17 protein-coding genes are annotated in these 21,332 nt (G+C 62.8%); all 17 read left to right on the top strand.

Annotated elements, in window-relative coordinates; genetic code table 11:
• Nucleotide 1 precedes the first annotated feature (1 nt).
• On the top strand, nt 2–1,243 hold the full coding sequence (locus VMH22_13685) for a glycosyltransferase (protein HTW92738.1): 1,242 nt from the start codon (nt 2–4) through the stop codon (nt 1,241–1,243).
• Nucleotides 1,240–2,457, top strand: coding sequence for an O-antigen ligase family protein (locus VMH22_13680; protein ID HTW92737.1), 1,218 nt, complete (start codon nt 1,240–1,242; stop codon nt 2,455–2,457). The genes VMH22_13685 and VMH22_13680 overlap by 4 nt, the downstream gene beginning before the upstream one ends.
• A complete protein-coding gene (locus VMH22_13675) occupies nt 2,457–3,626 on the top strand; it encodes a glycosyltransferase family 4 protein (protein HTW92736.1) in 1,170 nt (389 codons plus the stop codon). The genes VMH22_13680 and VMH22_13675 overlap by 1 nt, the downstream gene beginning before the upstream one ends.
• A 31-nt stretch (nt 3,627–3,657) precedes the next feature.
• Entirely contained in the window at nt 3,658–4,689 is a 1,032-nt protein-coding gene (locus VMH22_13670) for a glycosyltransferase family 4 protein (GenBank protein ID HTW92735.1), read from the top strand.
• A 4-nt stretch (nt 4,690–4,693) separates the two neighbouring features.
• Nucleotides 4,694–6,544: an asparagine synthase (glutamine-hydrolyzing) gene (gene asnB, locus VMH22_13665; protein ID HTW92734.1), complete on the top strand. Its 1,851-nt coding sequence runs from the start codon at nt 4,694–4,696 to the stop codon at nt 6,542–6,544.
• Nucleotides 6,545–6,643: 99 nt separating this feature from the next.
• Nucleotides 6,644–7,723, top strand: a complete 1,080-nt coding sequence (locus tag VMH22_13660; GenBank protein ID HTW92733.1) for a glycosyltransferase family 2 protein — start codon at nt 6,644–6,646, stop codon at nt 7,721–7,723.
• A 54-nt stretch (nt 7,724–7,777) separates the two neighbouring features.
• Nucleotides 7,778–8,407: a sugar transferase gene (locus tag VMH22_13655; GenBank protein HTW92732.1), complete on the top strand. Its 630-nt coding sequence runs from the start codon at nt 7,778–7,780 to the stop codon at nt 8,405–8,407.
• A gap of 63 nt (nt 8,408–8,470) precedes the next feature.
• Entirely contained in the window at nt 8,471–9,667 is a 1,197-nt protein-coding gene (locus VMH22_13650) for a DegT/DnrJ/EryC1/StrS family aminotransferase (GenBank protein HTW92731.1), read from the top strand.
• A 725-nt stretch (nt 9,668–10,392) separates the two neighbouring features.
• The gene (gene rpsO, locus VMH22_13645) at nt 10,393–10,662 is read left to right on the top strand and encodes a 30S ribosomal protein S15 (protein HTW92730.1); all 270 of its coding nucleotides are present in this window, start codon (nt 10,393–10,395) and stop codon (nt 10,660–10,662) included.
• A 1-nt stretch (nt 10,663) separates the two neighbouring features.
• The gene (locus VMH22_13640; protein HTW92729.1) at nt 10,664–12,877 is read left to right on the top strand and encodes a polyribonucleotide nucleotidyltransferase; all 2,214 of its coding nucleotides are present in this window, start codon (nt 10,664–10,666) and stop codon (nt 12,875–12,877) included.
• A 189-nt stretch (nt 12,878–13,066) separates the two neighbouring features.
• Nucleotides 13,067–14,350, top strand: a complete 1,284-nt coding sequence (locus VMH22_13635; protein HTW92728.1) for a pitrilysin family protein — start codon at nt 13,067–13,069, stop codon at nt 14,348–14,350.
• Between the two features lie 36 nt (nt 14,351–14,386).
• A complete protein-coding gene (locus VMH22_13630) occupies nt 14,387–15,592 on the top strand; it encodes a pyridoxal phosphate-dependent aminotransferase (protein HTW92727.1) in 1,206 nt (401 codons plus the stop codon).
• Nucleotides 15,593–15,693: 101 nt separating this feature from the next.
• A complete protein-coding gene (locus VMH22_13625) occupies nt 15,694–16,857 on the top strand; it encodes a glycosyltransferase family 4 protein (protein HTW92726.1) in 1,164 nt (387 codons plus the stop codon).
• Nucleotides 16,817–18,298 (top strand): MFS transporter, encoded by a 1,482-nt coding sequence (locus tag VMH22_13620; GenBank protein ID HTW92725.1) that lies wholly within the window; start codon nt 16,817–16,819, stop codon nt 18,296–18,298. The genes VMH22_13625 and VMH22_13620 overlap by 41 nt, the downstream gene beginning before the upstream one ends.
• Nucleotides 18,299–18,337: 39 nt before the next feature.
• The gene (locus VMH22_13615) at nt 18,338–19,441 is read left to right on the top strand and encodes an aminopeptidase (GenBank protein HTW92724.1); all 1,104 of its coding nucleotides are present in this window, start codon (nt 18,338–18,340) and stop codon (nt 19,439–19,441) included.
• A gap of 110 nt (nt 19,442–19,551) precedes the next feature.
• Entirely contained in the window at nt 19,552–20,658 is a 1,107-nt protein-coding gene (locus tag VMH22_13610) for an aminopeptidase (GenBank protein ID HTW92723.1), read from the top strand.
• Between the two features lie 45 nt (nt 20,659–20,703).
• The gene (locus VMH22_13605) at nt 20,704–21,150 is read left to right on the top strand and encodes a GAF domain-containing protein (GenBank protein ID HTW92722.1); all 447 of its coding nucleotides are present in this window, start codon (nt 20,704–20,706) and stop codon (nt 21,148–21,150) included.
• The last annotated feature ends 182 nt before the right edge of the window (nt 21,151–21,332 follow it).

Below are 21,332 nucleotides of genomic sequence, written 5' to 3'. Positions count from 1 at the left end.
CGTGCGCATCCTCCACTGGGTAAGAGTCGGCAACAAGCTTGGCGGTTTCGAACGGTATACTATCCTGCTCGCCCGTGAGTGCCAGCGCCGCGGCCACGAATTGACGGTGATGCACGATGTCCCGAATACCGTGCGAGAATACCATGAATCGCTTGAAGGCGCCGGGGCCAGATACATGGAATCCGGCAATTCCTGGGAGGCGCCGGTCCGGTCAACACGTACCGTGGCCGTACTTCTCAGGGAATGGCGACCGTCGGTTGTTCACGCGCACTTCATCAACCCGCTCATGCTTCCGGCGCTGCGGGTACTCGGCAAGAGTCTGGTCTACGCCACCTTTCACTCCGGTATCGACCGCAAGATCACTCCTCGCATCAGGCTGGTCTGCAAGCTCCATGAGGTATTTGCCCACCGGCTGTTCGCGGTATCGGAGCGGGTCCGACGCGACAGCATACTTGCCGGTGTGAATCCCGTCCGGATAGCCACGTTGTATCTCGGGCTCGACCTCGAAGGTATCCGGGCGGCCTCGGACCAGTGCTCCGATCCGATTCCTGAAGGCTTCGGAGACCCGCGGCTGCGACGGGTCATATCCGTGGCTCAGTTCCAGCCGGTCAAAGGAATGGTGACCGTCACCGAGGCGGCGATAAGCGTCCTACGGAGAATGCCCGATGTCGTCTGGTGGCTGGTCGGCGCGGACGGGCCGGACATGCCCATGGCGAAGGCCCTCGTGAGGAACGCCGGCCTTGCCGACCGTGTGCTCTTTCTCGGGCAGCGGAACGATGTCCCGGCACTCATGAAGCGGTCCTGCCTCCAGGTCGTGGGGTCTCGCTCGGAAGGGCTGCCGCTGATGATAGTCGAAGCCGCGGCGCTCGGGGTTCCGACCGTCGGACCTAACATCGGCGGCGTTGACGAAGCTGTCTTGGACGGAGAGACCGGCATTCTTGTAGACCGGCCCACCGGGGAGCGGCTGGCAGAAGCAGCAGAGCGTCTGCTTTGCGACGACGCGACGCGCGAACTAATGAGCAACCGCGCGGCTGCATTTGCGCGCGAGGCATTCGACGCCAACGTGCACATCGGCAAGCTGCTCGACACTTATGAACACGATGCCGACACCACTCCCAATACTCGACCCATCTGGCGCACGATCGGTTTCACTACTGTGGCTCGGCACCGGGCGGCCACGCAGCAACCTGATGTTGATCGCCTGCGGCGCCGCGGGCTCAACCGGAGCAGTCAAGAGCGATGATTGAGTCCTACGTTCTGGGTATCTACCTCGCGGCGCTGCCGCTGGACCAGCTCAGTGTGCAGGGAATCACGGTGCTGAAGTGGGTCGGTGCACTCGCGTTCGGGGTGTGGGTGATCACGCGCGTGCGCTCGTTTGACCCGATCCGATGGGACCGCAGCATGACTCTGATGGCCCTATTCGTAGCGTGGGGCATGGTCTCAGTGCTGTGGAGCGTAGACCCGGCTCTGTCAATGGGGTCAATCCCGACCTACCTGCTCCTGTTTGTTTCGTACTTCCTGATCGTGAACGTGATACAAGGGGAGAAGCAGCTGTCGGTAGGCATGATCGCTCTCTGGCTGGGAGTGCTCGTGCTGCTGGTCAGCGGGGTCTTGGACATGGCTGGCATTCGACAGCAGGGTGAGACGTATCGGGTCGGTGGGGTCACGGGCAACCCGAATGGCTACGTGGCGCTGCTGGTCGCCTGCATACCATCCGGCTACTGGTTTCTCTCGCGGACCCGATTCCCGCTGCGCAGAGCGATCACGGTAGGAGCGCTCGCTGTCGCGGGAGTCACTGCCATCTACACGCAGTCCCGAGGCGGAATCATCTCGATCGCGGTCTTCTTCCTGGTTCTGCTTGCCTACCGGCGGACGAGGGGCCGCGCCCTGGTGCTCGCCGCTCTCGTCGTGATACTCGTGCTGCGCGCGGCGCCGCTGGCATTCTGGGAGAGATGGCAGGAGACACAGTCGCAGGGAGGAGACGTCCGCACGAAGGAGCTGTGGCCGGCCGGGATGCGGGCCATCGAGCAGCGTCCGTTCACAGGCTACGGTCTGGGCACCAATCAGGATGCGCTGAGGATGGTCCGTGGAGGCGCGGGCGGGACCGAAGTCCACAACGCGCCGCTGGCCATCGGCATCGAGTTGGGGCTGCCGGGACTGGCACTTTACCTTGGCTTCATTGCCTACTCCGTTGTGCGACTGCTGCGGGCCCTGGCGGCGACGGCAAGGCGGGGGATTTCGAAGGAAGCCGCCTTGTTTGCCGCGGTACTGCTGGCAAGCTTCGCCGGCTACCTCGTCAACTGGCTCAAGGGCGGAGGGATGGAGTACTCGAAAATGCTCTGGGTAGAACTGGGATTGATGAACGCCTACGTGCGACTACTGGAACCGCCCCAGCGCGCCGCCGTGCGGCCACGCCGGCCGCTACCCGGGCGGAGCATGACTCGCGTCCAGGTCTGATGAGGATCGCCCTTCTCACCGAGAGTCTGGGGAGCGGCGGAGCGGAGAGGCAGGTCTGCACACTCGCCGGTGAGTTCAAGCGACGGGGTCATAGCGTGTGCGTGGCGACGTACGCCGCTGGCGATTTCTATCGGGCTTTGCTGGAGCGCGAAGGCGTTGGACACCATTCAATCGGTGGACATGGCAAGGTCATGTGGGCTCTGGGCGTGCGCAGGTTCCTCAGGAATTACGGACAGGACGTGGTGCTTGCGTTTCTGGACGGCCCGTCCGCGTACGCCGAAATGGCGGCTCTGCCGAACCGGACTTGGGGGCTGGTGGTCTCCGAGCGTTCGGCCGGCAACCGCAATCAGTCGCGGTTCAAGGCGTATCTACACACCCTCGCGGATTATGTGATAACGAACTCGCACTCGGCCAGGGTCCCGATTGAGGAGAGGTTGCCCAGACTGAGGCCGAAGTTGATCACCATATATAACGCCGTGAACGTCTCGCGTTCCGCCGCCGCCCGCGTTGACGCGGATAACCGGCGCGGGACCAAGCTGATCGTCGCCGCGCGCCTCGACCAAAACAAGAATGCTCGAGGCCTGCTGTCGGCGCTCAAGACTCTCCATGATTCGGCTCCCGGAATCCGCGTGCAGGTGGACTGGTATGGTGACCAGACCGTGGACCGCCGAGCGGCACAAGCGGCGCAGCAGGGAATCATCGACCTCGGGCTTGAGGGAGCTTTTCGTCTGCACGCTCCCGTCAGTAACATCCATGACATTGTGGCCGATGCGGACGCCGTTGTGCTGCCATCCTTCTACGAGGGACTTCCCAATTCAGTGTGTGAAGGAATGATGCTGGGAAAGCCCATCCTGATGAGTGCGGTATGCGATGCAAGCAATCTGGTCGAGGATGGCGTCAACGGGTTTCTCTTCGATCCGTACTCACCGAAGGCAATCGCGGACGCGATCGCGAAGTTCGCCGCCCTGACACCGGAGGATCAGAATCGCATGGGGCGGGTGAGCCGGGCCAGAGCAGAGGCACTCTTCGACGTCGGGATCGTGGCCAATCGCTACCTGCGCGTCCTCGAGGCCGCGGCAGCACATGAACAGGTCCGGATTGACCATTGGCCCTGCGCCGATCCTCGCTTGTCACGCGTGGTCCGCGAATCCAGGACACCGGGGTATTGACGCACTCGCGCCCGCACGGTCCAACCGAGGCATGACGTTGCCGACCGAAGGCTCGCGCCGACTGCGCGTCCTGTTCGTGATACCGGACTCTGAGGAGGGTTCGGGAAGCATTTTCTCCAAGCGGCAGGCTGACGCTCTTGAGCGGGCGAACATCGATCTGATACGATTCTACCTGCGGCCATGGGTTTCTCTGCCGGTATTCGCGGCTGAGGCCCTGCGCTACCGGCGGGAGGTAGGGAGGTTGAGGCCTGATATCGTTCACGCCCAGTATGGGACGATGACGTCCGCACTTTGTGCGGCACTACCTGGCCGAAAGCTGGTCGTAACATTCCGCGGGAGCGATCTCAATCCCGACTCGGGCGTCGGTTTCATCAGGTTGCATTTCGGCCACCTTCTGTCGCAACTCTCGGCCCTTAGGGCCAGTCGGACCGTGTGCGTCAGCCAGGAACTCAAGGACCGGCTGTGGTGGCGACGGAACGCAGCGGAAGTCATTCCTTCGGCAGTCGATGCCGACGTGTTCCGTCCCCAGCCCAAGGACGAGGCCCGTCGAGCTCTGGGCTGGGACATGTTCGAGAAGGTCGCGCTACTCAATGTCGGTAACGATCCGGCAAACAAGGGATTGAAGACCGCCGAAGCGGCAGTGAAGGTCGCGAGCGCGGCAATCGGGCCGATCCGGCTGCTCGTCCTGAGCGGCGAGGTCGCGCCCGAACAGATGCCGCTGTACATCAACGCCTCGGACTGCGTGCTGGTTGCGAGCGACTGGGAGGGCTCGCCGACGATTGTGCAGGAAGCCATGGCCTGCAACGTGCCGGTTGTATCAACCAACGTGGGCGACGTCGCCGAGCGGCTGGAGCCGGTCGTGCCATCACGCGTCACTGATCGGTCGCCGGCAAACCTCGGCGCGGCCCTCGCCGAGGTACTGAGTCTCGGGTTGCGCTCAAATGGTTCGGAGCATCTGCGAGAGGTGTCGCTGGGTGCGACCACGCAGCGGCTGATCGACCTGTACGCCCGGGTGGCTTCGGGCGGCAATGAATCGAGACCGGCGGCCGAGGCAGAAGGCTGATCAGATGTGCGGAATCGTCGGAATATGGCGGCAGGCGGGCCACGTGTCGGTCTCCGAAATCACGCGCATGTCCGAGTTGATCAGCCACCGCGGACCGGACGACGCGGGGGCGGTCCTGATCCAGTCGCGGAACGGCGCCTCGCAACCGCTTCACGCACGACAGAGTGAGGACGGCGACAACGCCGACCTCGGCCTTGCCGCTCGACGGCTGGCAATCATCGACCTGTCATCGGCCGGGCACCAGCCAATGAGCGACGGCGGCTGCACGCTGGTATACAACGGCGAGATTTACAACTACGTGGAACTGCGTCAGGAACTCGAGACGCTGGGCCACTCGTTCAGATCCACGAGCGACACCGAGGTCCTGCTGCATTCCTACCTGGAGTGGGGCACCGGATGCCTGCCGCGGCTGAACGGCATCTTCGCGTTCGCCGTCTGGGACGCCCGGTCCCGCCAGTTGGTATGCGCGCGAGACCGGCTCGGCGTGAAGCCGTTCTACTATCACCTCAGCGGCAGCGAGTTCATCTTCGCCTCGGAGATCAGGAGTATCCTCGCGGTTCTGCCGCGCCGGCCGGATCCCGCGACCGAACTGGTATATGATTTCCTGGCGGCCGGCCGTCTGGATCACACCGACGATACCTTCTTCAAGGGGATCAGACGACTGCCGGCGGCTTCGGTCCTCACCATCGACCAGCGCGGACTCCGCAGCAAGGAGTACTGGAAGTTGACCGAACAGGCCGGGCCGAGCTGTTCGCTCCAGGACAGCGTGGAGCGGTTCCGGGACGTCATTACCGACGCAGTTCGGCTGCAGATGCGTGCCGATGTCACGGTCGGATGTCTGCTCAGCGGCGGCATGGACTCCTCGGCCGTGGTCGGCGTCGCGTCGGGCATGACGCCGAGGCGGATGGGCACTTTCACGGTCCGGTACGAAGACCCGCAAATGGACGAATGGCGATACGCGGAGGCAGTCGCCAGTTCCCGCAACGCGGACATCGTTCCCCTGGTGGTTACGCCGGACGATTTCTGGACCGAGCTGCCGCAGGTTGTGCGGTCCCAGGAAGAGCCGTTCGGCGGCCCGCCCATCTCCGCCGAGTGGCTGCTCATGCGCACGATCCACCGGGCCGGCCTGCGCGTAGTGCTGAACGGCCAGGGCGGAGACGAGATTCTCTGCGGATACGCCAAGTACTACTACTACTCGCTGTTCGAGATGTGGCGACGGCGCCAACTCGGCAGCCTGCTGGCCGCGCTCGGGATAGGCCTGTTCAACGGCGGGTCGCACCTCATCAGCCTCGTCGATGCGCGCCGCTACGGCTATGTGCCGGCCGCAATCCGCAGCGGGGTCAGCCACCTGCTTCAGCCCGAGTTCAGACAGGAGCATGCCGGGCGTGATGTCGCCCGGCCCTGGGGCAGCGTGAGACGCCAGCAGATAATGGACCTGATGAAGTACAGCTGTCCGATACTGCTCCGCTACGACGACAAGAACGCGATGGCCCACTCCATCGAGGCGCGCGTGCCGCTGCTCGACCATCGGCTGGTGGAACTCGCCGTCGGCCTGCCGCTGGAGCACAAGCTGTTCGGGGCACGGGCCAAGCGGGTGATGCGGATTGCGCTCAAGGACTTGATTCCGGATGTCGTCCTGCGACGTCGGACAAAACTCGGGTTCGGCGGCACGTTCACCTCCTGGGTTGACCAACTCGGCGGCCGGCTGCGGGTGTGGCTGGACTCGAGACAGCTGGCGATTGACCCCTACGTGCGCAGAGAGGCACTCCGGGAGCACGTCGACAGAAAGGACGCGAGCGTCTTCCGTCCGCTGATCCTCGACACCTGGCTTGAGTGCTATGGCTACAAGAACTGACGTCATTTCCTGCCGCGCGACATGAGCCCGACCCGTCGAGTGCGGTGGTGACACTAGCCGGGAAGTACAGTGTTACCGCGGAACGGAGGCTGAGACTAGGTGGCAAGCGCTGAATCGCTGCTCGTGTCAGTCGCAATGCCGGTTCGGAACGAGGTCGGTTTCATCGAACGGAGTCTGTCGAGCGTGCTGGCCCAGGACTTCCCGATGGCGCAGGTCGAGATTCTCGTCGTGGACGGAATGAGCGAGGACGGGACTCGGCAGATAGTCGGTGACTTCGCCCGGCGTCACGCTTCGGTTCGTCTGATCGACAATCCGGACAGGATAGTGCCTAAGGCGCTGAACGTCGCAATCCGGGTCGCGCGCGGTCACTGGCTGGTTCGGCTCGACGCCCACTCGACATACCCTCCCGACTATCTGCGCCGCTGCGTCGACACCGCGAGACGGACCGACGCCGACAATACGGGCGGGGTCTGTATCACCCTGACCCGCGACGAGTCGGACGGAGCGCGGCTGGTGCAGGCGATCTCAACGAGCGGCTTCGGAGTGGGCGGGGCGCGGTTCCGCGTCGGCGGAGAAGAGGGCCCGGCCGATACGGTGCCGTTCGGCTGCTTCCGCCGGAGCGTGTTCGATGATGTCGGGCTGTTCGACGAGCGCCTTACACGGAACCAGGACTATGAGTTCAACCGTCGCTTGTCGGCAGCGGGCAAGCGGGTCTGGCTGAATCCGGCGATAAAGGCCGAATACTACAACCAGGCGAGGCTCAGCGGCCTGTTCGAGCAGGCATTCGCCACGGGCAAGTGGAACCCGTGGATGTGGCATGTCGCTCCCTATGCCTTTGCCTTGAGGCATGCAATACCGGGTCTCTTCGTCCTTGGTCTCCTCGTCGTCGTCGGCATTGGGGTCATTGTCCGTTCGGGCTGGATAGCTATTGCCGTGATAATTGCGCCGTACCTTGCACTCGCGATCCTCGCCTCGGTTAGGCAGTCCGGTCGTTACGGCCGCAGGCTCCTGGCTCTTCTGCCGCCGCTGTTTCTTGCCTACCATGTCTCGTACGGACTGGGCACACTCTGGGGCGGATTGAGGTTGCTGCTCGGCGCCACGCCGGTTCAGAGAGGACGCGAGCCATGGCCGGGGGCGGGTCGCTACCGCGCCTGGACCAAGCCGCCGCGGAACGGATGAGCTGTTTCCGCTCTCCGTATTCCTCTGTCCTGGCCGTGAATTCCCGAGTCTGACGTGCTGAAGAGGATGTTCGACGTCGTCTGCGCGTTCTTCGGGCTGGTCGTGCTCTCGCCGCTGCTCGGCGTTCTCGCCCTCGTGGTCAAGCTGGGCGACAGGGGGCCGGTCTTCTATCGCGGAGTCCGGACCGGGCTGAACGGCAAGCAGTTTCGCGTACTCAAATTCAGGACGATGGTGGTTGATGCGGAGAAGACCGGGGTGTCCGCGACCGCGGACGACGACCCCCGGATTACGCCGATCGGCCGGTTCCTCCGGAAGTACAAGCTGGATGAGCTGCCGGAGCTCATGAATGTCCTGGTCGGGGACATGAGTCTGGTCGGGCCTAGGCCCGAGGTCCCGCAATACACGGCCATGTTCACCGGTGAGGAGCGGTCGATCCTCACCGTGCGTCCGGGGATAACCGACTGGGCAACGCTGTGGGACGTGGATGAAGGTGCGGTTCTGGCCGGCAGCGAGGACCCGGAGCGGGCCTATCTTGAGAAAATAAGGCCGGAGAAGATACGTCTGCAGCTTATCTATGTCCGCGAGCGTACGTTCGGCACGGACGTGAAGATCCTCTTTCTGACGCTGTGGGCTATCGTCGCGCGGCGACGTCCGGCGGCCGGTGAACATCAGCGCAGGTCTTGACGGAAGGCCCTGCGTCGGGATGATAAGATAGTCGTGAAACGCGTCTACCTGTCACCGCCCCACATGTCGGGCCGCGAGCTGGAGCTCATCCGGGATGCGTTCGAGACGAACTGGGTGGCGCCGCTCGGGCCGCACGTGGACGCATTCGAGCGGGAGTTCAGCGACGTGGTCGGCGTTCCGCACGCGACGGCGCTGTCGTCCGGAACCGCGGCACTGCATCTCGCCCTTCGTATTGTCGGACTGCAGCGGGGTGAAGATGTGGTCTGTTCCACGTTCACCTTCGCCGCCAGCGCCAACGCAATCGCCTACGAAGGCGGGGTCCCGGTGTTTATCGACTGCGACGAGCGAAGCTGGAACATGGACCCGGGCCTGCTGCGCGAAGAGCTTGCCGCCCGCGCGGAGCGGGGGAAACTGCCACGGGCGGTTGTTGTGGTTGACCTTTACGGACAGAGCGCAGACTATGGACCGATTGTCCGGGCCTGCGATGAATTCGGTGTGCCCCTGATTGAGGACGCGGCCGAGGCCCTCGGCGCGACCTACTGGGGAAGTACGAACGATGGACGAGAAACGAAGAACGTCCGTTCGGCAGGTTCGTTCGGCAGGATGGCGGCGTTCTCCTTCAATGGGAACAAGATCATCACGACCGCGGGCGGCGGGATGCTGGTGTCGCATGACAAGTCAATCACCGACAAGGCCCGATTTCTCGCCACACAGGCGAGAGACAAGGCCCCATACTACCAGCATACCGAGATCGGCTTCAACTACCGGATAAGCAACATCCTCGCGGCCATCGGCAGAGGGCAGTTGAAAGTCCTGCCCGAGCGGATTGCCGCCCGCAGGCGTAACTTCGAGTATTACCGGCACGCACTGGGCGATCTGCCGGGTATCGGGTGGATACCCGAAGCGCCATACGGCCGCTGCACCCGCTGGCTGACATGCCTGACGATGGGAGGACGGGAGACGGGAGACAAGAGACAGAGGACAGGGAACGGAACGCCGGAGACGAGTCCTGCCGGTCCACGGTCATCGGTCCTCGGTCTTCTTCAGTCGCTCGAAGCGGAGAACATCGAGGCCCGCCCGCTCTGGAAGCCGATGCACCTGCAGCCCGTGTTCAAGGACTATCGAGTCCGGGGCGGAGCCGTGTCGGGACGGCTGTTCGAGAGCGGTCTCTGCCTTCCCAGCGGCTCGTCGCTGACCGACGAGGACCTCGACCGCGTCTGCTCGGCTGTCCGCCGCGCATGGCCCGCCGAGATTCAATAGGTACCACTTAGCTCTCGTCCGTCGTCATCCACAAGTGGGGACCCATTTTCTTTCTGTCTGCGCATAACTCATTGGTACAGCTAGTATTAGCTTGAGAATGACGCCGAAGGCCGGGCCTCGGGAATTGCCCTGGGAACCGTTCCCGGGACGGTTCGGGGGGTGGTTCGCAGGGCGACAGCGATGGGGACTCTCCGTCCGACTCTGGCCGGGGTTCTCAGGGCGGTTCGCCTCGTGACCTCGACCGGGATTGTCCCAGTGATTTGCAGGAGCATCTGCAGGAGCGTCTCCGCGGCGACTCTGACAGGGTTTTGCAGGGCGACGTTCGGGGTGATTCGCGGAGGGATTCTGAGGGTGATTTCCGGCGGGATTTGCAGGGCGATTCTGGTGGGGACAGGCAGGGCGAAGCGCGAAAGAGCGGTGGATGCTCCCGCCGTCCAGAACGGCTCGGGAAAATGAGGGACAGACGTCAGTAGGGACCCGGACGAAGTCAGAAGCTGGAAGCTGGATGTCAGAAGTCAGAAGTGTCCGGGGGAGGCCGACAGGTCCACGTAGCGACGCGAGGAACGCGTCGCGGATGTGTCCCCAGCGCTTGCGTCGAACTCAGTGCGGGACAGTCCCAACCTTGGCGCGGCACAGGCCATGTTCGTGCCCGTCGCCGGTTTGTGATTTGACTTTGCCTGTGAATCGGCTATTGTTTGGACGCTAATCACTGGAGGAACGAAGAAATGCCTTTGACGAAAGAAACCAAAGACAAGCTAATCGAGGCCCACAAGCTCCACGAGAAGGACACCGGGTCTCCTGAGGTGCAGGTCGCTATCTTAACCGAGCGAATCGGGATGTTGACCGAGCACCTGAAAATTCATAAGAAGGACAAGCACTCGCGCCGCGGGCTCATTAAGCTCGTGAACGAGCGGCGCCGCCATCTTGATTATCTCAACAAGCATCACAAGCCTCGCTACGAGAAGATCGTGGCTGAGCTGAAGTTGAGGGGTTAGGATGCAAAGAGTCGAGAAGGAAGTGTGCGGACGCACACTGTCATTTGAGCACGGTCGTGTCGCCCGCCAGTCGGACGGCGGCCTGCTCGCCCGCTATGGCGATACCGTTATCCTCGCCAGCGCGGTCTATGCCAAGGAGCCGCCCAAGGAGTACCTGGACTATTTCCCGCTCATCGTGGACTACCGCGTGTTGGCCTATGCCGCGGGCAAGATTCCGGGCGGGTTCTTTAAGCGCGAGGGCAAGCCCCGCGACAAGGAAACTCTCACCTGCCGGCTGATCGACCGGCCCATCCGGCCGCTCTTCCCGGCCAACTTCCGGGCCGACACGCAGATCGTCGAGTATCTGCTTTCGACCGACCTTGAGAATGAGAGCGAGTTCCTCGGACTGATTGCGGCGTCGTGCGCACTGCACATATCGGATATCCCGTTCCAGGGGCCGATTGGCGCGTGCCGGGTCGGCAAGATCAACGGCGAGTTCGTGCTGAACCCGCCGATGACTAAGGAACCCGAGGCCGAGATGTGGATGCTGTACGTCGGCATCGGCGACCAGGTCATGACCATTGCCGGACAGGCCCGCGAGGTGTCGCCCGAGGACATCGACAAGGGCTGGGAACTGGCCCAGCCGGTCATCAAGCAGACGATTGACCTGCAGAACGAGCTGCGGGCGCTCGTGGGCAAGCCGAAGCTCGTAAACGACAAGCCGAACGTTCCGCCGGAGCTCGAGGCCGCGATTCGCAAAGCTGCGGCCGACGGGGTGAAGGCGGCGAACGATATCGTGGACAAGCTCTCCCGCGGCAATGCCCGGAGTGCCCTGCAGCGGACGGTCATCGCCGGGCTGGCCGAGAAGTTCCCGGGTTCGGACAAGATGATTAAGGAAACGCTGGACGAGATGTTCGGCGAGGATATGCGGCGCCGGGTGCTTGATACCGGCGTACGGCTCGACGGCCGCAATGAGACCGAGGTCAGGCAGATTGACTGCGCGGTCGGGGTACTTCCACGGGCGCACGGTTCGGCCTTGTTCACCCGCGGTCAGACCCAGTCGCTCGCCGCGACCACGCTCGGCACCAGGCAGGACGAGCAGGTCATCGATGACGTCGAGTTGGAAGTGGAGGAGCGGAAGTCGTACATGCTCCACTACAACTTCCCGCCGTTCTCGGTCGGCGAAGTGAAGTTCCTGCGCGGCCCCGGCCGCCGGGAGATCGGCCACGGCGACCTGGCCGAGCGCGGGCTCGAAGCGGTCATCCCGAGAGATGAGAACTTCCCGTACACGGTGCGGATTGTCTCGGACATTCTCGAATCGAACGGCAGTTCTTCGATGGCGTCGGTGTGCGCCGGCTCGCTGTCGCTGATGGACGCGGGCGTGCCGGTGAAGGCCGCTGTCGCCGGCATGGCGATGGGCCTGATTACCGACGGCGACATCGCCAAGGGCGCGAAGTACCGGATCGTCACCGACATCATGGGTGACGAGGACCACTACGGTTACATGGACTTCAAGGTTGCGGGTACCCGTAAGGGCATCACCGCGATCCAGCTTGACCTGAAACTGCCGGGCGTGCCTTACAGCGTGCTCGCCGAGGGCATCAGGAAAGCGACGACCGCACGGTTCCATGTGCTCGACATCATGGACAAGACCATCGACAAGCCGCGCGCCGACCTTTCGAAGTACGCGCCGCGCATCGTCTCTATCGTGATTGACAAGGAAAAGATCGGTACGGTCATCGGGCCCGGCGGCAAGATGATACGGAAGATCACCGAGGAGACCGGCGCGACCATCGACATCGAGGACGACGGCACGGTGACTATCGCTTCCAACAAGGTCGACTCGCTGAACGCGGCCAAGGCGTGGGTCGAGTCGCTGGTGGAAGAAGTCGAGGTCGGCAAGTTGTATGAGGGGACCGTGACCCGGCTGATGAACTTCGGCGCGTTCGTTGAGGTGCTGCCCGGCAAGGAAGGGCTGGTCCATATCTCCCAGCTCGGGCCGGAGCGGTACAACCGGGTCGAGGACGCGGTGCACGAGGGCGACAAGGTATGGGTCAAGGTCGTGGAGATCGACGACATGGGCCGCGTGAACCTGTCGCGGCGTAAGGCGATGGAGGAGCGCGGCGAGATACCGCCCTCCGACGACTCGGGTATCGCTGCACGGCCGCCGCGGCGCGGCGGACCGCCATTCCGTGGCGGTGGCGACCGGCACGACCGGCGCGGGCCGCGACGTTAGTCAGAGAGACTGTAAGGGCAGGGGTCGAGCCGCACCGGCGATTCGACTCCTGCTTCTCTAGGAAAGGACAAAGTCGTAATGACAAAGGATCAAGCAAATGGGAAAGGACAAAGTAACTCGGCCGGCAGATTGGACTTCGGGCTTTTCTCACTTGCTTTGTCTCTTGTGTCTCGTCCTTGATACTTCCACATGACACAGCACAACGATATGAGTGACGGAATCCGGACCACGACGCTGCCTTCCGGCCTGGTTGTGATTTCCGAGCGGCTGCCGCAGATCCGGTCGGTAGCCCTCGGTCTCAATTTCCTGACCGGCGGCCGTGACGACCCGCCCGGCAAGGGCGGCATCGCGCACATGATCGAGCACATGGTCTTCCGTGGCACCAAGGACAGGGACGTGATTGCCATCAATATCGCGGCCGAGTCGCACGGCGCCGAATTGAACGCATTCACCGACAAGGAGTCGACCTGCTTCTACGGCCGGTTTCCCGGAGACCAGTTCGGACCGGTTACCGACCTGATGGCCGGGACCGTGAACGGCCCTGCCTTCCGCGCCGAGGAACTGGCCAAGGAGAAAGAGGTCATCTCCGAAGAAATCCGCACCAGTCAGGAGGACCCGGATTCCGTTGCCCTTAACCTGCTCTTCCGCGCGCTCTACGGCGACCACGGTATGGGCCGGCAGATTCTGGGCACCATCGATTCGGTCAACGGGCTGACGGATGAGGACCTGCACGTCCGGTACTCGAGCTGCTACGGACCGGCCTGCGGCGTGGCCGTGGCCGTGGGCGATGTCGAGCACGAGCGGCTGGCTGATTCGCTCGCGACGCTGCTTGATACCCGGCAGGACTGCCGGCCGCCGGCAAGGACGGCGGTCGCGAGGACGCAACCCAGCGTCCTCGCGGAGACGAAGAACGAGCTTTCCCAGGTGTACCTGTGTCTGGCCAAGCCGGCGCTCTTCTATGCCGACCCGCGCCGGCACGCGCTGGCCGTGCTGAACATGGCGCTGGGCGGCGGCGTATCGTCGCGGCTGTTTCAGCGCTTGCGCGAACAGGAAGCTCTGGTATATTCGGTTGGCAGTTTTGCCGAGCAGTATTCGGATGCGGGACTGCTCGGGGTCTACCTCGTTACCGACCATCGGAAGCTGGCGCGGTGCGTGGCAGTCATGCGCGAGGAACTCGCGCGGCTGCGCCGCGACCGGCTGACCGACGAGGAATTCGAGCGGGCGCGTAACATGACCAAGAGCTCGGTGCTGCTGTCGCTCGAAAGCACGAGCACGCGGATGATGCGCCTGGCCCGGGCCTGGCAGTTGCTGGGCCGGGTCGTGACCGTCGATGAGACGGTGGAGGCATATAACCGGTTGACTCGTTCGGACGTCGAGAACCTGCTGGATGAGCTGCTGGCCGGTGAGTTCGAATACTGCGGCGCGGTCGGGCCGCTGTCAGAAGAAGCAGTGCGCCAGACGCTCAACGCTTGACGCGTCGGGCGCAAAGCGTAGACGAGAGGAGTCGAGATGACCGAGGTCAGGCTTTCAAAGCGCGCTATCGAGATGCCCGCGTCGCCGATACGGAGGCTGGTGCCGCTGGCGGACAAAGCCAAGGCGCGCGGCATCAAGGTCTACCATCTTAACATCGGGCAGCCGGATATCGAGACGCCGGTCGAGATGATGAACGGCTACCGCAACGTCGACATCAAGGTGCTGTCTTACGGGCCGTCGCAAGGCTTGAAAGAGTACCAGGACGCGCTTGTCCGTTACTACCACAGCGTGGGCATCAAAGTCGAGCGCGCCGACATCCTGGTTGCCACCGGCGGCAGTGAGGCCATATCATTCGCGTTCGACGCGGTCGCCGACCCGGGGGAAGAAGTCATCGTGCCCGAGCCGTTCTACACCAACTACGCGGGCTTTGCCGCGACCGCCTCGCTCAAGCTTGCCCCGGTCACCTGCCTCGCGGAGACCGGCTTCGCCCTGCCGGGCAGGGATGAATTCGAGAAGGTGCTCACCAAGAAGACCCGGGCCGTGATTTACTCCAGCCCGGGCAATCCGACCGGCGCGGTTTACCTCCGTCAGGAGCTCGAGATGCTCGCGGGGTTCTGTCGCGACCACGGCCTCTACCTGATTGGTGACGAGGCCTACCGCGAGTTCATCTACGACGAGGATACGCAGCATACGAGCGTGATGAACCTCGCCGGCATCGAAGACCGGGCGATTCTGGTGGACAGCGTGTCCAAGCGCTACAGCGCCTGCGGCGCGCGGGTTGGTTGTCTTGTCAGCCGGAACAAGGACATCATCGCCGCCGGGCTCAAGTTCGGTCAGGCCCGGCTGTGTCCGCCGACCGTGGACCAGCTCGCCGCGATGGCGGCGGTGGACGTGCCGGAGAGTTACTTCAAGGAGATGCGGCAGGAGTATCAATGCCGCCGCGACGTCGTTTGCGCGGCGATAGCGAAAATACCGGGAGCGCTCTGCGTGAAACCGCGGGGCGCGTTCTACGTGGTCGCCAAGCTGCCGATTCGCGACGGCCAGGAGTTCGCCTCTTTCATGCTCAACGAGTTCCAGCTCGACGGCGAGACCGTGATGGTCGCGCCGGCCGACGGGTTCTACGCGACGCCGGGCAAGGGCAAGGACGAGGTCAGAATCGCCTACGTGCTCAACTGCCTGGACCTCGACCGGGCGATGAAGATTCTGGCCGCGGGCGTCGAGGCGTACAACAGGCGGAAATGACGAATGGCGAATGGCGAATCGCGAAAGAGTCACGGCATCCGCCAGGTCTCTCATTCGTCATTCGGGCCTAGTCACTCAAGTTCCTTCACGGGGTGTACCCCGTGAAGATCTGCATGGTCTCGGACAACTACTATCCGTACGTCGGAGGAATAGCGGAGCACGTCCATTTCCTGGCTACCGAACTGCGCAAGCGCGGCCACGTGGTCAAGGTTCTTACTGCCCGCGTCGGCGGGCGCATGATGGAAGTCATGGACTCGACGCCGGACGAGGACCAGGTGAAGCGCATCGGCTACGGCCTGGTGGTCCGGACGAACAAGTCTTTTGCCCGGGTAACGGTCGACTGGCAGCCCGTGGCAAAGATCCGGCGCTACTTCGAGGAGGAGCGTTTCGAGATCGTCCACGTGCACGGCTCGCTGGCGCCGACCCTGCCGATTGCGGCAATACAGGCGTCGCGCGTGGTCAACGTCGTTACATTCCACGCCGGTCATGAACAGAGTCTGGGGTACGCGCTGTTCCGGACCGAACTGATGCCCTATTTCAACGCCGTCCAGGGCCTGATTGCCGTGTCCGAAACCGCGCGACTGTCGTGCTACAAGTATTTTCCGGGGCCCTACCAAATCATACCCAACGGTATCGACCTGACCTTCTTTCGGCCTGACGCCGACCGCGTGCCTGGGCTGGACGACGGCCGTCCGCGCATCCTGTTTGTCGGCCGGTTCGAGCCACGCAAAGGGCTCAAGCACCTGCTGTCAGCGATGCCCGAAATCGTCAGGCACGTCCCGAACGTCGAACTGGTCGTCGTCGGCACCGGCCTGCTCGGGTATTCCTACAAGTCATATCTGCCCGCCGAGGTGCAGCAGCACGTGCGCTGGGCCGGACTGGTCAAGAACGAGGAAAGGCCGACGTACTACGCCAGTTGCGACGTCTACTGCTCACCGGCGACCGGTCAGGAGAGTTTCGGCATCGTCCTGCTTGAGGCGATGGCGACCGGGAAGCCGGTCGTGGCGTCAGACATCGACGGCTATCGCTCGGTCATGACCGATGGCCGCGAGGGCCTGATGGTCCCGCCCTGCGATCCTTCAGCCCTCGCCAAAGCGATTGTGAAGGTCCTGCTTGACCGCGAGGCGGCACGTCGGTTCGGAGAGAATGGCCTGTCGCGAGCACAGGACTTCTCATGGCCCAAACTGGCGGAGCGGGTTGACGGGTTCTACGAGGAGCTGGTGCGTGAATACCCGGTGCCTCGTTACGGCCGGAGAAGGAACTGACGTGGGCGACGAGGAAGAACGACTGACACCGGTTCCACCCTCGGATTCGCTTGATCAGCACTCCGAGATCTTCAGCGCCGAATCGGAGATCGCCGAGACGGTCGCGACGGCGGCCCGCACCAAAGGGAAGAACCAGCTCTGGTCGGTACTGAATAACGCCGAGTTCCAGATCTTTTCGTGGTCCCAGGCCGTGTCCCTGTTCGGCGACAAGCTCGACTACATGGCGCTGCTCGCCATGATCGCTTTCTTCTCGACAAAGTACGGATGGGCAAGCTCGCGCGCAATCTCCTATTTGTCGGTGATTGTCGCGCTCCCGGTCATCCTGTTCGGACCGCTGGCCGGTATCCTGGTGGACCGCTGGGACCGCCGCAAGGTGATGATTCTCTGCGACTCGGCGCGGACCATCCTGGTGTTGGCGATACCAATGGTGGCACTGGCGACGTCGAACCTCTATCTCGTCTATGCGGTCGCGTTCATGGTCTTCCTGTTCGGGCTCTTTTTCAACACGTCCCGCCTGTCTATCATCCCGAACCTGGTGGGCAAAGAGAACCTGCTCGGCGCCAACTCCTTCATGAGCGTCGTCGGGCGGATTGCCACCTTCCTCGGTATGCTTGTCGGCGGGCTGATTGTCGATTGGGCCTGGTGGCAGCACCTCGGCATCAAGCCGACGTGGAGCGCGGGATTCTACATCGATTCGTCCTCGTACCTGGTCTCGGTCATTGCTCTGCTCATCATCTTCCGGCGTCTCACTCATACCTGGCAGCCGGGTGGACGGGGCCGGCGCGACGTGACCGAGGTCAAGATGTTCGTCACCCAGCAGGCGCGGATGCTGCACGAAGTCCGCGAAGCACTGAGCCTGGTGCGGAGTTCGCCGTCGGTCTTCTTCGTCTACTGCTCGGTCTTCATGCTCGTGATAATCGGTGCGGCAGTATTCGTGCTCTACATCCCGATTATCCAGGGAACGAAGGAACTCGGCGCGGGACTGGGGCTGGGGACCAAAGGCGTCGGGTTCGTCGCGGCCATCGGTGCGGTCGGACTGGTGGTATCGTCCATGGGCTATGGTGTGCTCGGTCACCGGCTGAAGAAACACATCGTCATGTTGTGTTCGTTCCTGGTGCTCGGGCTCGTGGCAGTGGGACTCGCGGTTTCGAAGACCTTCGCTCCGGTCGCGCCGCTGGCGTTCATCGCCGGGCTTGCCATGTCGCCGGTGTACATCGGTATGGATACCCTGCTGCACGAGTCCGTGCCGGAAGCGGCGCGCGGCAGGATATTCTCCACGCGCGAGTGGCTGCTGCATCTGTCATTCGCGATCACCGCGTTGGTCACCGGCCAGTTGACCAACTTCTTCTCGACTCGCCACCTGCTGTTCGCCGTCGGAGTACTCATAACGGTTGCCAGCATCGCCGGGTTCTTCCTGACCCGCGGCAGGAAAGTTGGATGAGGATTCAATGACCATTGGACCAGGCCGGAGGAACGTGCCATGAATGACGTGCGCGTGCTTAGAATGGCACGGACGATGGCGCGGTACAGCCTTAACCTGAAGCCGCGCGAGACGTTCCTGATCCTCACGTCGGTACCCGGCTTCCCGCTCGCCCGAGAAGTGTATCGCGAGGCGCTGGAACTTGGCGCTCTGCCGATAGTCCGCACCCTGCATCCGGAACTGGATGAGATGCTGTATCGGCACGGAAACGATGACCAGGTAAAGTTCGTGCCGGAGTACGAGATTCAGGAACTGGAGCGACTGAATGCCCGGCTGGCAATCCGTGGGGACGACAACGTCATGGCCCTGGCTGGCGTTGACCCGTCGCGGCTCACGCTGGGACGTCAGGCACGGCGTCCGCTGATGGAACGAATGATGGCCCGCAAGGCAGTCGGCGAGTTGAAGACCTGCCTGACCCAGTATCCGACCAACGCCAGCGCCCAAGAGGCGGGGTTGTCGCTCGCGGACTACGAGGATTTCGTCTTCCGTGCCTGCTTTGCCGACCTTGAAGACCCGATTGCCGCCTGGCAGGAACTCTCCCGACAGCAGCAGGCGCACGCCGATTTCCTCAACAGCGTGAAGACCATGCGAGTCGAGGGGCCGGGCACGGACCTCACCGCGTCGGTTGCCGGCCGCAAATGGGTGAACTCGGACGGCAAGGCCAACTTCCCGTCAGGCGAGGTCTTCACCGGTCCGGTCGAGGATTCAGTCGAAGGCCGGGTCCGGTTCGACGTTCCGACGCTCTTCTCCGGCCAGCCGGTAGAGAACATACAGCTCGAATTCAAGGCAGGCAAAGTTGCGGCGGCGCAAGCAGAGCGGGGCGACAAGATGCTGCAGTCCGCGCTCGATACCGATGCCGGCTCGCGCTTCCTCGGCGAGTTCGCGTTCGGTCTGAACTACGGCATCACCCGCGCGACGAAGAACATCCTGTTCGACGAGAAGATCGGCGGGACCATTCACATGGCGGTCGGCGCCGGCTACCCTGAGACCGGCAGCCGGAACCGCTCCGCGATACACTGGGACATGATCAAGGACATGAAGCAGGGACGAGTGTACGCGGACGGAAAGCTCGTGTACGAAGGCGGGAAGTTCACGGTCGGTTAATGCAGAAGTCAGATACCAGAAGCCAGAAATCAGAAAGTCCGGCAATTCTGCATTCTGGTCTCTGGATTCTGAATTCTGGTTTGTCCGAGTCTGAACTACGGAGGTGAGCTATGTCTGATTCAAGAGTCGAGAAGCTGGCCAAGGTCCTGGTCAATTACAGCATATACGTCAAGAAGGGCGACTGGGTAAGAATCGAGGGAAACGCGGTCGCGCAGGACCTGATACGGGCCGCGTACATCGAGGTGCTCAAAGCGGGCGGTAACCCGATGACGAGAATCGGCCTGCCGCGCCTGGCCTACGATTTCTACACACATGCCGCGGACGACCAGCTCAAGTTCATCTCGCCGACGTCTGAACTGGAGACGGACCGGATCGATGCGAGCCTTTCCATCTGGGCAGCCTGGAACTCAAAGGAGCTGTCCGGCGTGGACCCGAAGAAGATGGCCGTTGCGCAAGCCGCGCGCAAGAAGCAATTCGACCGCTATCTCAAGCGCATCGGTGCGGGAAGCCTGAAGTGGTGCGGAACCATGTTCCCGAACGACTCCTCAGCCCAGGACGCGGAGATGTCCCTGACCGAATACGAGGACTTCGTGTACCGGGCAGGCAAGCTGGATAAGAAAGACCCGGTGTCCGAGTGGCAGAAGGTATCCCGGGCGCAAGCCAAGCTCGCGCGTTTCCTCAACACTCTGAAGACTATTCGGATCGTCGGGCCGGACACCGACCTGTCATTCAACGTGGCCGGCCGGAAGTGGATAAACTGCGACGGGCACGAGAATTTCCCGGACGGTGAAGTCTTCACCGGTCCGGTCGAGAACTCGGCCGAGGGGAGAATCCGTTACACGTTCCCGGCCATCCACGGCGGTCGCGAGGTCGAGAACGTGCGGCTCACCTTCAAGGCGGGAAAGGTGGTCGAAGCGAAGGCGGACAAGGGCGAGCAGTACCTGCTGGCGATGCTCGACTCCGACGCCGGGGCGCGTTACGTCGGAGAGCTTGCCTTCGGCACCAACTACTCCATCAAGCGGTTTACCAAGAACACGCTCTTCGACGAGAAGATCGGCGGTACCATGCACATCGCCGTGGGCGCTTCTTTGCCCGAAAGCGGCGGGCGCAACAAGTCCTCTCTGCACTGGGACATGGTTTGCGACACGCGCAAAGGGTTTACGGTCTACGGCGACGGCAAGGCGATAATGAAGGACGGGAAACACAAGGCATTCTAGATTTCTGATTGTGGATTCAAGATTGACGGAGCAGGCGAGAGAATCGTGAAATACCAGGCGCAGTTCGATGAGTTGAAGGGAATCGTACTCGGGGCCAAAGGGCCCGAGGACATGCAGTCGCGCGTGGTCACGAGCCTGCGCAGGAGTTTCCCGAACTACAACTGGGTCGGCGTCTACCGGCTTGAGGGTAAGGAACTGGTGCTGGGTCCCTTTCTGGGCAGGCCCACGGAGCACACTCGGATACCGGTCGGTACGGGCGTCTGCGGCGCGGCGGCGGTATCAAAGAAGACCGAAGTCGTGCCCGATGTCGCGGTCGACGCCCGCTACCTTGCCTGCTCGCTCGAAACCCGCTCGGAAATCGTCGTGCCGATACTCAAAGGCGGCGCGTTCTGGGGCGAGATTGACATCGACTCAGACCAACCGAACGCGTTCGGCCCGGACGACCAAGAGATGCTGGAAGCGGTCGTCAGCCTCATGTCGGAACGGCTGTAGCCACAGCCAAAGTCCGAAGCTCGAATCCTCGAATGCAGGAGTGGCACTTGAACGCGATGGAGGTCACCATAGACCGCAAAGCCCCTCCCGGCGAAGCTTGATCCTAGTGATGCACCCGCCAACGCTGCCGTTTCTCAGTCATTCGGTATTCTGACTTCAATCGTCATTCGTGCTTCGTCATT

Source organism: bacterium, assembly GCA_035505375.1.
In the GTDB taxonomy this organism is placed as follows: domain Bacteria; phylum Hydrothermota; class Tepidihabitantia; order Tepidihabitantales; family Tepidihabitantaceae; genus UBA2258.
Note: the sequence above shows the minus strand (reverse complement) of the source record. Positions and strands in the feature narration are given on the sequence as shown.